Here is an 11,911-nt window from a genome sequence, read left to right as displayed (position 1 = left end):
CCGCTAGAGCTCGCCGACGATCCGGGCGAACTCGGCGTCGTCGAGCTCGATCCCGACGTCGGTGAGCCGCTGGCGCAGCAGCTCCTCGCGGTCCTCCTCCGGGCGCAGCTGCAGATCGGCGCGCACCTGCTGCACCACGCCGGCGAGCCGGTCCTCGTGGGTGGCTTCTGTGCTGCCGTCCATGATCGGTTCGTCCTGCGTCATGCCACGACGCTACGCCCGCACCGCGCCGGGTCAACCGGCGCGGGAGATGTCTCGATGTCGAGATAACCAAGGCGAGCCTAAGAAGCGGTCCACCGGGTGGCGGCATAGACTTGCATTGCGCTTCTGGCGCTCCCATCCAGCATGCAACCAGGGAGGGTTGTCCGTGTCAGACCAAGCGGTTGGCACCCTGAAGCCGGCGTCGAACCGGCCGGGCGGCACACTGTACCGCGGCAGGGAGGGGATGTGGTCGTGGGTGCTGCACCGCATCACCGGCGTCGCGATCTTCTTCTTCCTGCTCGTCCACATCCTGGACACCTCGCTCATCCGCGTCAGCCCCGAGGCGTACAACGCGGTGATCGGCACCTACAAGAACCCGATCATGGGTCTCGGCGAGGTCGCCCTGGTCGCCGCGATCGTGTTCCACGCCTTCAACGGCATCCGGATCATCCTGATCGACTTCTGGAGCAAGGGCGTCAAGTACCAGAAGGCGATGTTCTGGATCGTCATCGGCCTCTGGGTCGTGCTGATGGCCGGCTTCGTCCCGGTGCAGCTGATGCACATCTTCGCGGAGGGGAACTGACGTGACGACCATCGAAGCACCGCGCACCCCCGCCCGTCCGGCGCGCAAGGGCGTCAACTGGGAGAAGTGGGGCTGGATCTACATGCGGGCCTCCGGCCTCGTGCTGATCGTCCTGATCTTCGGCCACCTGCTGATCAACCTCGTGCTCGGCGAGGGCGTGAAGCAGATCGACTTCGCCTTCGTCGCCGGCAAGTACGCCACGCCGTTCTGGCAGGTCTGGGACCTGCTCATGCTCTGGCTGGCGCTCATCCACGGCGGCAACGGCATGCGCACGCTGGTGAACGACTACGCGCACAACCGCACGGTCAACCGCATCCTGCGGTGGGCGATCTACGCCGCCGTCATCGTGCTGATCGTGCTCGGCACGCTCGTGATCTTCACCTTCGACCCCTGTCCGGCGGGCGCGGCGGCCGACCAGCTGCCGTCCTTCTGCCCGGCGCGCTGACGCGGCCGGCACCGACGTAAAGGCACCTGTGACAACCGCAACGACTGAATCGACCGTCATCGACGGCGTCCACTACCACGAGTTCGACATCGTCATCGTCGGCGCCGGCGGCGCCGGGATGCGCGCGGCCATCGAGGCCGGACCGCACGCGAGGACCGCGGTCATCTCGAAGCTCTACCCCACCCGCTCCCACACCGGCGCGGCGCAGGGCGGCATGGCCGCGGCGCTCGCCAACGTGGAGGAGGACAGCTGGGAGTGGCACACCTTCGACACCGTCAAGGGCGGCGACTACCTCGTCGACCAGGACGCGGCCGAGATCCTCGCCAAGGAGGCGATCGACGCCGTCATCGACCTCGAGAACATGGGCCTGCCGTTCAACCGCACGCCCGACGGCAAGATCGACCAGCGCCGGTTCGGCGGTCACACCCGCGACCACGGCAAGGCGCCGGTGCGTCGCGCCTGCTACGCGGCCGACCGCACGGGCCACATGATCCTGCAGACGCTGTTCCAGAACTGCGTCAAGCTCGGCATCAACTTCTTCAACGAGTTCTACGTGCTCGACCTGATCATGACCGACGTGGACGGCACCCCCCAGCCGTCCGGCGTCGTCGCGTACGAGCTCGCGACCGGTGAGCTGCACGTCTTCCACTCGAAGGCCGTGATCTTCGCGACCGGCGGCTTCGGCAAGATCTTCAAGACGACCTCCAACGCCCACACCCTGACCGGTGACGGCGTCGGCATCGTCTGGCGCAAGCGCCTCCCGCTCGAGGACATGGAGTTCTTCCAGTTCCACCCGACCGGGCTCGCCGGCCTCGGCATCCTCCTCACCGAGGGCGCCCGCGGCGAGGGCGCGATCCTCCGCAACGCCAGCGGCGAGCGGTTCATGGAGCGCTACGCCCCCACCATCAAAGACCTCGCGCCGCGCGACATCGTCGCGCGCTGCATGGTCCAGGAGGTGGCGGAGGGCCGCGGCGCCGGCCCCAACAAGGACTACGTGCTGCTCGACTGCACGCACCTCGGCGCCGAGGTCCTCGAGACCAAGCTGCCGGACATCACGGAATTCGCCCGCACGTACCTGGGCGTCGACCCGGTCGTCGAGCCGGTGCCGGTCATGCCGACCGCGCACTACGCGATGGGCGGCATCCCGACCAACACCGCGGCCGAGGTGCTGCGCGACAACACGACCGTCGTCCCCGGCCTCTACGCCGCCGGCGAGTGCGCGTGCGTGTCGGTGCACGGCTCCAACCGCCTGGGCACCAACTCCCTCCTCGACATCAACGTCTTCGGCAAGCGCGCCGGCAACAACGCCGTCGAGTACGTCAAGACCGCCGAGTTCGTCCCGCTGCCGGAGGACCCGGCGCGCGGCGTCCGCGAGCTGATCGACGGCCTCCGCTCCTCCACCGGCACCGAGCGCATCGCCGCGATCCGCAAGGAGCTGCAGGACGAGATGGACCGCAACGCGCAGGTGTTCCGCACCGACGAGTCGCTGGCCCAGGTCACCGAGACCATCCACGGCCTCCGCGAGCGCTACCGCAACGTCGTCGTGCAGGACAAGGGCAAGCGCTACAACACCGACCTGCTGGAGGCCGTCGAGCTGGGCTTCCTGCTCGACCTCGCCGAGGTCGTCGTCTACTCGGCCCGCAACCGCAAGGAGTCCCGCGGCGGCCACATGCGCGACGACTTCCCGAAGCGCGACGACGAGAACTACATGCAGCACACGATGGCCTACCTCACCGGCGACCCGCACTCGTCCGATGCCGCAGACCACATCACGCTCGATTGGAAGCCCGTCGTCGTGACCCGCTACCAGCCGATGGAGAGGAAGTACTGATGTCGACCGCCGTCCTCGAGACTCCGCCGGCCCCCGAGGCCCCGATCCAGTCGTTCACCGTCACCCTGATCATCCGCCGCTTCGACCCGGATGTGGACACGGAGCCGCGCTGGCAGGACTTCGACGTCGAGATGTACCCGACCGACCGCATCCTCGACGCGCTGCACAAGATCAAGTGGGAGCAGGACGGCTCGCTGACGTTCCGCCGCTCGTGCGCCCACGGCATCTGCGGCTCCGACGCCATGCGCATCAACGGCCGCAACCGCCTCGCCTGCAAGACGCTGATCAAGGACCTCGACATCTCGAAGCCGATCTACGTCGAGGCGATCAAGGGCCTGCCGCTCGAGAAGGACCTCATCGTCGACATGGAGCCGTTCTTCGCCTCCTACCGCGAGGTGCAGCCCTTCCTCGTCGCCAACTCGAAGCCCGAGAAGGGCAAGGAGCGCATCCAGTCGGTCGCCGACCGCGCCCGCTTCGACGACACCACCAAGTGCATCCTGTGCGCCGCGTGCACGTCGTCCTGCCCGGTCTTCTGGACCGACGGCCAGTACTTCGGCCCGGCCGCGATCGTGAACGCGCACCGCTTCATCTTCGACTCGCGCGACGACAACGCGCAGGTGCGCCTCGACATCCTCAACGACAAGGAGGGCGTGTGGCGCTGCCGCACGACCTTCAACTGCACCGACGCGTGCCCGCGCGGCATCCAGGTGACGCAGGCGATCGCCGAGGTCAAGCAGGCCATCATGCGCGGTAAGCCGTGATGCGCGCGAAGCCGTAAGCGCCCTCCCGCTCGACTTCTGACTCCGCCATCCCGCTGGCCCAGCGGGATGGCGGAGTTCGTCATGCGCCGGTAGAGTGACGGATCGTGCCCGGCCGGGCACGGACCCGACCACGAATCCGAGGATCCCGAATGGCTTCCGCTCACGATTTCTTCCTGCTCGGCGACCACGAGGCGGCCAAGCACCTCGTCGCCGGCACGCTGCAGAGCAACGGCTTCACCGTCACCTCCACCCCGAGCGGCGGCCTGCTCGCCAAGCGCGGCAGCACCGCCGCGACCGTGTGGCTCGGCGCGATGGCGGGCAAGAACTTCCACGTCTCCTTCACCGTCGACTTCATGGTCGACCAGGAGGGCCGTCTCGTCGCCCGCCTCAACCGCAACATGGCCGGCGGCGCGCTGAAGGGCGGCGTCATCGGCGCCGCCAAGACCGACACGGCGTTCCAGGAGACCGCCAACGCGATCGCCGCAGCGGCCCACCAGGCCGGCGTGCTGGCCGAGAGCATCTCGCAGAACTGAACCGACCACCCCGACCACCCCGCAGATCGGAGCACACCTCACCATGACCGACCAGAACCCGAACTCCTACCCGCCCGCCCCGCAGCCCGGCTACCAGCAGCCCGGATACCAGCAGCAGCCGGCGTACGGCCAGCAGCCCGCCTACGGCCAGCCCGCGTACACGCCGTACCCCGAGCAGAAGAGCGGCACCAACGTGCTCGCGATCATCGCGCTGATCGGGGCCTTCGTGTTCCCGCTCGCCGGCGTGATCTGCGGCCACATCGCCCTCGGCCAGATCAAGCGCACCGGTGAGAGCGGCCGCGGCCTCGCCGTCGCCGGCCTGATCATCGGCTACATCTACATCGCGTTCATCGTGCTGCTGATCATCCTCGCGATCGTGGGCGGTCTGATCGCCGCGTCGACCGGGTCCAGCTACTCGTACTGACGAGCGACCGGGGAGCCCCGGCGACCGCGCCCGACGCGCGGTCGCCGGGGCTTCCTGCTGCCGGGGCCGCCGATGCGGTCGCTATCCTGACCACGTGTCCACCAAGTCGCGCGCACCCATCGATCCGGATCCGGTGGTGCAGCGCGCCGAGGGCACGGTCGAGCCGAGCGAGACCCTCAAGGCGCGCATCCTCGACGCGGCCGAGCCCCTGAAGGAACGGCTCGAGAAGCCGGTGGCCCGCGTCTCCGGCTGGACCAAGTGGGTGCGGGCGTGGCGGCCGTACCGGGTCTACATCAACTACTCCCATTCCGACGGCAATCTGCGCGCCGCCGGGATGGGCTTCCAGTCGCTGTTCGCGGTGTTCGCCGCGGTCTGGCTGGGCTTCTCGGTGGCCAGCTACTGGCTGGCGAGCAACCCCGACATCTTCCAGGGGCTGGTCATCATCATCAACCGAGCGGTGCCCGGGCTGATCGCCACCGACACCACTCCCGGTGTCATCAGTCCCCAGCAGCTCCAGCAGGCGACCGCGTTCGGCTGGGCCGGCATCGTCGCCGGTGTCAGCCTGCTCTGGACCGCCATCGGCTGGCTGTACTACACGCGCCAGGCGGTGCGCGCCGTCTTCGGCCTGAGCCGCGACACCACGAACTACGTCGTGCAGAAGCTGCGCGACCTCGTGCTGTCGCTCGCGTTCGGGATCGTGCTGATCGTGTCGGCGCTGCTCACGATCGCGAGCACGCAGACGCTCACGTTCCTGCTCGACACGCTGGGGCTGAGCTCCGACTCGTTCTGGACGACGGCGGCGACCCGGTTCTCCGGGCTCATCGTGTCGGTGGCGCTCAACATCTTCACGCTCGGGGCGATGTTCCGGGTCATGTCGCGAGTGGCCATCCCGTGGCGCAACCTGTTCTTCGGCGTTCTGCTCGGGTCCCTGGTGCTCGCCGGGCTGAGCGCCCTCGGCGGCCTGCTGCTCACCGGCGCGACCAAGAACCCGCTGCTGGCGACCTTCGCCGTCTTCGTCGGCCTCCTGCTCTGGTTCAACCTGATCTCGCGCGTGATCCTGCTCTCGGCCTCCTGGATCGCGGTGGGGATGTTCGACTCCGGGTTGTCGCCCCGGATGGTCACTGCGGAGCAGGCCGCGGCCGAGAAGGCCGCCGCCGAGCACGAGGCACGCGTGCTGGTCGCGCGCGCCGAGCTCGACTCCGCGAAGCGCGACCTGGCGGAGGCGCGCTGGTTCTCCCGGCTGCGCGCGCAACGACGGGCCGAGCACGCCGCGCACCGGCTCGACGACCTGCTCGACGAGGGCCGGCTGCCGAAGAGCGCCGTCGGCGGTCCCCGGTAGGCTGGAGGCATGCCCTCGAAGCCCTTGCGCATCGCCACGATCAACGCCAACGGCATCCGCGCCGCCTTCCGCAAGGGCATGGGCGCCTGGCTCGACGGGCGCGACGTCGACATCCTCGCCATCCAGGAGGTGCGGGCCTCGACCGACGACCTGCAGCAGCTCTTCGGCGACGAGTGGGACATCGTCCACGACCCCGCCACGGCGAAGGGCCGCGCGGGCGTGGCCATCGCCAGCCGGCACCGCGCCGCCATCCACCGGGTGGAGCTCGGGCCGACGGAGTTCGACAGCGCCGGCCGCTGGCTCGAGGCCGACTACGAGGTCAACGGCACCGTCGTCACGGTGGTGAGCACCTACGTCCACTCGGGTGAGGCAGGGACCGACAAGCAGGTCGAGAAGTACCGCTTCCTCGACGCGATGGAGGCGCGCCTCCCGCAGCTGCAGAAGCACAGCGAGCTCGCGGTGGTGCTCGGCGACCTCAATGTCGGCCACCGCACCCTCGACATCAAGAACTGGAAGGGCAACGTCAAGAAGGCCGGCTTCCTCCCCGAGGAGCGCGCCTACTTCGACCGGTTCCTCGGCGCAGAGGGCGATTCGCGGTACAACGCGGGCGCCGGGCTCGGCTGGGTCGATGTCGGCCGTCGCCACGCCGGCGAGACCGAGGGCCCGTACACGTGGTGGTCGTGGCGCGGCAAGGCGTTCGACAACGACTCCGGATGGCGTATCGACTACCAGCTGGTCACCCCGGCCCTCGCCGAGCGGGTGAAGGACTACGCGGTGGACCGCGCCGACGCCTACGACGAGCGATGGTCCGACCACGCTCCCGTGGTCGTCGACTACGCCGTCTGAACCAGCACCCCTTCATCCGAGGACAACGAAACCATGACTTCACTCCCCCGTCTCTACTCCGGCATGCAGCCGTCGGCCGACTCGCTGCACCTGGGCAACTACGTCGGCGCGCTGCTGCAGTGGAAGGAGCTGCAGAGCACCCACGACGCGTTCTTCTCCGTCGTCGACCTGCACGCGATCACCGTCGCGCAGGACCCGGCCGAGCTGCGCGAGAAGACCCGCCGCACCGCCGCGCAGTACATCGCGGCCGGCATCGACCCCTCCGCCTCCACCCTGTACGTGCAGTCGCACGTGCCCGCGCACGCCCAGCTGGCCTGGGTGCTCAACACGATCACCGGTTTCGGCGAGGCGTCGCGCATGACGCAGTTCAAGGACAAGTCGGCCAAGCAGGGGGCCGAGGCCACCTCCGTCGGCCTGTTCGCGTACCCCGTGCTCATGGCGGCCGACATCCTGCTCTACGACGCCGAGGTGGTGCCGGTCGGCGACGACCAGCGGCAACACGTCGAGCTCACCCGCGATCTCGCGGAGCGGTTCAACAGCCGCTTCGGCCAGACCTTCGTCGTGCCGCAGGCGATGATCCTCAAGGACAGCGCGCGCATCTACGACCTCCAGAACCCGGAGTCGAAGATGTCGAAGTCGGCGGAGTCCGGCGCCGGCATCGTCTGGCTGCTCGACGAGCCGTCGGTCACCCGCAAGAAGATCATGCGGGCGGTCACCGACACCGACGGCGTCGTCGCGTACGACCGGGCGGGCAAGCCGGGCGTCTCCAACCTCCTCAGCATCTACTCGGCGCTGAGCGGCCGCACGATCGAGAGCATCGAGGTCGAGTACGAGGGCAAGGGCTACGGCGACCTCAAGAAGGGCCTCGTGGAGGTCGTGGTCGACACCTTCGGCCCGGTCCGCGAGCGCGCGCTCGAGCTGCTCGCCGACCCGGCCGAGCTCGACCGCATCCTGGCCGTCAACGCCGACCGCGCGAGCGAGGTCGCCGAGGTGACGCTCGCGAAGGCGTACGAGCGCGTCGGCTTCCTGCGGCGGACCCGCTGATGGTGCTGCCACCCGCCGGGCCCGTGACGCTCACCGGCTCGCGGGTGGCGCTGTCCGCGCCGGTCGAGGCCGACATCGACCGGGTGACCGAGCTCTGCCAGGACCCGGCCATCGCCGAGTGGACGACCGTCCCCCGGCCCTACGGCCGGACGGACGCCGAGGGGTTCATCGGCGTCGTGGTGGCCGACGGCTGGGTGAGCGGCAGGTCGTGCACCTGGGCGATCCGCCGTGACGGCGTCGACGGGCCGGAGGCGCTCGTCGGCATGGTCGGGCTCGACGCGATCGCCGACGGCCAGGCTGAGATCGGCTTCTGGCTGGCGCCCGAGGCGCGGGGGCTCGGCCTGATGACCGAGGCGGTCGCGCTCGTGCTCGACTTCGCCTTCGCCGAGCCGCCGGCCGGACTCGGCCTGCAGCGCGTCGAATGGCATGCCTTCGCAGGGAACACCGCGAGCGCGGCCGTCGCCCGCCGCAGCGGGTTCCGCTTCGAGGGCGCGAGCCGGCTCGGCGCCGTACAGCGCGGCACGCGCCGCGACGACTGGCAGGCGGGGCTGCTGCGCGACGATCCGCGCACGCCCGCCGACGGCTGGCCGGCCGAGACGGGCGCCGAGCGGTGACACCTCCCCGCGTCGTGATGTTCGACCTCGACGACACGCTCTTCGCGCACCGCTCGGCCGTCGAGACCGGCATCCGCCGCTACGCCGAGACGCTGGGCGAGCCGTACGGCGCGCTGGAGGCCGACGAGCTGACCGCGCTCTGGCACGACCTCGAGGAGGAGCACTACCACTCCTACCTCGCCGGCCGGCTCGACTTCGAGGGCCAGCGCCAGGCGCGCGCCCGCGACTTCGCCGCCCGCCACGGCGTGACGCTGACCCCGCAGCAGGCGAGCGCCTGGTTCGCGGCCTACTTCGAGCACTACGTCGCCGGCTGGACCTTGCACGACGACGCCCTCCCCTGCCTCGACGCGCTGGAGGCCGCGATTCCCGGCGTCCGGTTCGGCCTGATCACCAACGGCGACCTGGCGTTCCAGCGCCGCAAGGTGGAGGCGGTCGGGCTCGACACACGCGTGCCGGTGCTGATCGCGTCAGGCGAGGTCGGCGTCCCGAAACCCGATGCCCGCATCTTCGAGCACGCCTGCGCCCAGTTCGGCGTGACGCCCGCCGAGGCTGCCTACATCGGCGACCGGCTGCGCACCGACGCGATCGGCGCGGCCCGGGCCGGGCTGGTCGGGGTGTGGCTGAACAGGCGAGGGGTCGTGGCGCCCGACGACGAGGCCGCGGAGGCGCAGGAGGCGGGCGTGCGGGAGATCGGCGGGCTCGCCGAGCTGACGGCGGTCCTGCAGCGGGGTCCCGACACGCCGTGAGCGCCGTCGGCGGGCGGCGTGTCGGGCCCCATCCGCACGACGCTGGAACGCACGAGCGCCGCCCGGCCAGGGCCGGACGGCGCTCGGTGAGAGGCGTCGTTACGCGTTGCGCACGTCGTCGTCCACCCAGTCGAAGGTCTTGGTGACGGCCTTCTTCCACAGGCGGAGCTGGCGCTCGCGCTCCTCGGCGTCCATCTTCGGCTCCCAGCGGCGGTCCTCCTGCCAGTTCTTGCGCAGGTCGTCCAGGTTCTCCCAGAAGCCCGTCGCGAGACCGGCCGCGTAGGCGGCGCCCAGGGCGGTCGTCTCGGCGACGACCGGGCGGACCACCGGCACGCCGATGATGTCCGCCTGGAACTGCATCAGCAGGTTGTTGGCGATCATGCCGCCGTCGACCTTCAGCTCCGTCAGGTCCACGCCGGAGTCGGCGTTGACCGCGTCCAGCACCTCGCGGGTCTGGAAGGCCGTGGCCTCCAGGACCGCGCGGGCGATGTGGCCCTTGTTGACGTAGCGGGTCAGGCCGACGAGCGCGCCGCGCGCGTCCGCCCGCCAGTACGGGGCGAAGAGGCCCGAGAACGCCGGCACGAAGTACGCGCCGCCGTTGTCCTCGACCGTCTTGGCGAGCTCCTCGATCTCCGGGGCGCTGGAGATGATGCCGAGGTTGTCGCGCAGCCACTGCACCAGCGAACCGGTGACGGCGATCGAGCCCTCCAGGGCGTAGTGAGGCTTGGCGTCGCCCAGCTTGTAGCCGAGCGTCGTCAGCAGACCGTTCTTGGAGTGGACGATCTCCTCACCCGTGTTGAAGATGAGGAAGTTGCCGGTGCCGTAGGTGTTCTTCGACTCGCCCGGATCGAACGCCGCCTGGCCGAAGGTCGCGGCCTGCTGGTCGCCGAGGATGCCCGCGACGGGGACCTCGCGCAGCAGGCTCGACGACTCCACCTGGCCGTACACCTCGGAGGAGCTCTTGATCTCCGGGAGCATCGACCGCGGCACGCCGAACACCTCGAGGATGTCGTCGCGCCAGCTCAGCGTCTCCAGGTCCATGAAGAGCGTGCGGGAGGCGTTGGTGACGTCGGTCGCGTGCACGCCGCCGTCCGGGCCGCCGGTCAGGTTCCAGAGCACCCAGCTGTCGGTCGTGCCGAACAGCAGGTCGCCCGCCTCGGCGCGCTCGCGGGCGCCCTCGACGTTCTCCAGGATCCAGACGATCTTGGTGCCGGAGAAGTACGTCGCCAGCGGGAGGCCGACGATGTCCTTGAAGCGCTCGGTGCCGCCGTCCGCCGCCAGGCGGTCGACGATCGGCTGGGTGCGGGTGTCCTGCCAGACGATGGCGTTGTACACCGGCTCGCCGGTGTTCTTGTCCCAGACCACCGCGGTCTCGCGCTGGTTGGTGATGCCCACGGCGGCGATGTCGTGGCGGGTGAGGTCGGCCTTGGAGAGCGCCTGGCCGATGACCTCGCGGGTGTTGTTCCAGATCTCGACCGGGTTGTGCTCGACCCAGCCGGCCCGCGGGAAGATCTGCTCGTGCTCCAGCTGTCCGGTCGAGACAATCGACCCGGACTTGTCGAAGATGATCGCCCGGGTGCTGGTCGTGCCCTGATCGATGGCGACGACGTAGTCGGCCATAGGTGACTCCTTTGTTCTCTGGGGTGGGGCTGAAGGGGTGGGGCCGGTCCGAGAGGCTCGGACCGGCCCCGGGGTGATGCGGTGGAGCGGGAGCTACTTGATGATCGGGAGCAGCAGGAGCGCCAGCCAACCGGCCAGCAGACCGCCGATGATCGGGCCCACGACCGGGACCCAGGAGTACGACCAGTCGCTCGTGCCCTTGCCGCGGATCGGCAGGATCGCGTGCGCGATGCGCGGACCGAGGTCACGGGCGGGGTTGATGGCGTATCCGGTCGGACCACCGAGGCTCGCGCCGATGCCGATCACGAGGAGGGCGACGGGCAGTGCGCCGAGGGCGGCGAGGCCGACGGCCTGGCCGGGCTGGTGGCCGAAGGCGATCACCACGAACACCAGCACGAAGGTGCCGATGATCTCGGTGACGAGGTTCCACGCGTAGCTGCGGATCGCCGGGCCGGTGGAGAACACGCCGAGCTTGTTGGCGGGCTCCGGCTCCTCGTCGAAGTGCTGCTTGTACGCCAGCCAGGTGAGCACGGCGCCGATGATGGCGCCGATGAGCTGGGCCAGGATGAACACGACCACCGTGACGAAGTTCACGTCGACCGTCGCATTGCCGGCGCCGAACGTCTTCGCGCCGTTGGCGACCAGACCCAGCGTCACTGCCGGGTTGAGGTGCGCACCGGAGTTGTACGCGACGACGACACCGGCGAACACGGCGATGCCCCAGCCGATGTTCACCATCAGGAACCCGCCGTTGAAGCCCTTGTTCTTGATGAGGGCGACGTTCGCCACGACACCGGTACCGAGGAGGACCAGCATGGCTGTGCCCACCAGTTCGGACAGGAAATCTACACCCAAATTGTCCACGTTGACCTTCCAGTTGTTCAGTTGACCGCGCACCCTGTCGTGCGTTCTGGTGAGTGGGCC

14 protein-coding genes are annotated in these 11,911 nt (G+C 69.5%); 11 read left to right on the top strand and 3 right to left on the bottom strand.

Going from position 1 to position 11,911, the window contains the following annotated elements:
• Positions 1–3: 3 nt before the first annotated feature.
• Positions 4–204: a hypothetical protein gene (locus P5G50_RS07915; protein ID WP_301211181.1), complete on the bottom strand. Its 201-nt coding sequence runs from the start codon at positions 202–204 to the stop codon at positions 4–6.
• A 187-nt stretch (positions 205–391) separates the two neighbouring features.
• On the opposite strand from P5G50_RS07915, the gene sdhC reads away from it, so the two are divergent.
• The 11 genes from sdhC to P5G50_RS07860 all read left to right on the top strand — a co-directional run bounded on the left by sdhC (position 392) and on the right by P5G50_RS07860 (position 9,367).
• Positions 392–784 (top strand): succinate dehydrogenase, cytochrome b556 subunit, encoded by a 393-nt coding sequence (gene sdhC, locus P5G50_RS07910; protein WP_435870917.1) that lies wholly within the window; start codon positions 392–394, stop codon positions 782–784.
• A 1-nt stretch (position 785) separates the two neighbouring features.
• Positions 786–1,229, top strand: a complete 444-nt coding sequence (locus P5G50_RS07905; RefSeq protein WP_301211185.1) for a succinate dehydrogenase hydrophobic membrane anchor subunit — start codon at positions 786–788, stop codon at positions 1,227–1,229.
• Positions 1,230–1,257: 28 nt separating this feature from the next.
• Positions 1,258–3,060: a succinate dehydrogenase flavoprotein subunit gene (sdhA, locus tag P5G50_RS07900; RefSeq protein ID WP_301211187.1), complete on the top strand. Its 1,803-nt coding sequence runs from the start codon at positions 1,258–1,260 to the stop codon at positions 3,058–3,060.
• A complete protein-coding gene (locus P5G50_RS07895; protein ID WP_301211189.1) occupies positions 3,060–3,821 on the top strand; it encodes a succinate dehydrogenase iron-sulfur subunit in 762 nt (253 codons plus the stop codon). The genes sdhA and P5G50_RS07895 overlap by 1 nt, the downstream gene beginning before the upstream one ends.
• A 149-nt stretch (positions 3,822–3,970) precedes the next feature.
• On the top strand, positions 3,971–4,354 hold the full coding sequence (locus tag P5G50_RS07890; RefSeq protein ID WP_301211191.1) for a hypothetical protein: 384 nt from the start codon (positions 3,971–3,973) through the stop codon (positions 4,352–4,354).
• A 43-nt stretch (positions 4,355–4,397) separates the two neighbouring features.
• Positions 4,398–4,778 (top strand): DUF4190 domain-containing protein, encoded by a 381-nt coding sequence (locus tag P5G50_RS07885; protein WP_301211193.1) that lies wholly within the window; start codon positions 4,398–4,400, stop codon positions 4,776–4,778.
• A 94-nt stretch (positions 4,779–4,872) separates the two neighbouring features.
• Positions 4,873–6,117 (top strand): YihY/virulence factor BrkB family protein, encoded by a 1,245-nt coding sequence (locus tag P5G50_RS07880; RefSeq protein WP_301211194.1) that lies wholly within the window; start codon positions 4,873–4,875, stop codon positions 6,115–6,117.
• A gap of 9 nt (positions 6,118–6,126) precedes the next feature.
• A complete protein-coding gene (locus P5G50_RS07875; RefSeq protein WP_301211196.1) occupies positions 6,127–6,963 on the top strand; it encodes an exodeoxyribonuclease III in 837 nt (278 codons plus the stop codon).
• 33 nt (positions 6,964–6,996) lie between these two features.
• A complete protein-coding gene (trpS, locus tag P5G50_RS07870) occupies positions 6,997–8,007 on the top strand; it encodes a tryptophan--tRNA ligase (protein WP_301211198.1) in 1,011 nt (336 codons plus the stop codon).
• The gene (locus tag P5G50_RS07865; RefSeq protein ID WP_301211200.1) at positions 8,007–8,621 is read left to right on the top strand and encodes a GNAT family N-acetyltransferase; all 615 of its coding nucleotides are present in this window, start codon (positions 8,007–8,009) and stop codon (positions 8,619–8,621) included. The genes trpS and P5G50_RS07865 overlap by 1 nt, the downstream gene beginning before the upstream one ends.
• Positions 8,618–9,367: an HAD family hydrolase gene (locus tag P5G50_RS07860; RefSeq protein ID WP_301211203.1), complete on the top strand. Its 750-nt coding sequence runs from the start codon at positions 8,618–8,620 to the stop codon at positions 9,365–9,367. The genes P5G50_RS07865 and P5G50_RS07860 overlap by 4 nt, the downstream gene beginning before the upstream one ends.
• Before the next feature lie 99 nt (positions 9,368–9,466).
• Here the strand turns inward: P5G50_RS07860 and glpK are convergent, their stop codons facing one another.
• Together glpK and P5G50_RS07850 are read right to left on the bottom strand one after the other, a co-directional pair.
• Positions 9,467–10,987, bottom strand: coding sequence for a glycerol kinase GlpK (gene glpK / locus P5G50_RS07855; RefSeq protein WP_301211205.1), 1,521 nt, complete (start codon positions 10,985–10,987; stop codon positions 9,467–9,469).
• A gap of 93 nt (positions 10,988–11,080) precedes the next feature.
• Positions 11,081–11,851 carry an MIP/aquaporin family protein gene (locus P5G50_RS07850; protein ID WP_301211206.1) on the bottom strand — a complete coding sequence of 257 codons (771 nt, stop codon included), beginning with the start codon at positions 11,849–11,851 and terminating at the stop codon, positions 11,081–11,083.
• Positions 11,852–11,911: the final 60 nt, after the last annotated feature.

This window comes from Leifsonia williamsii (assembly GCF_030433685.1).
Taxonomy (GTDB): Bacteria; Actinomycetota; Actinomycetes; order Actinomycetales; family Microbacteriaceae; genus Leifsonia; species Leifsonia williamsii.
The sequence above is the reverse complement of the archived record's forward strand: the minus strand, read 5'-3'. Positions and strand labels throughout refer to the sequence as shown.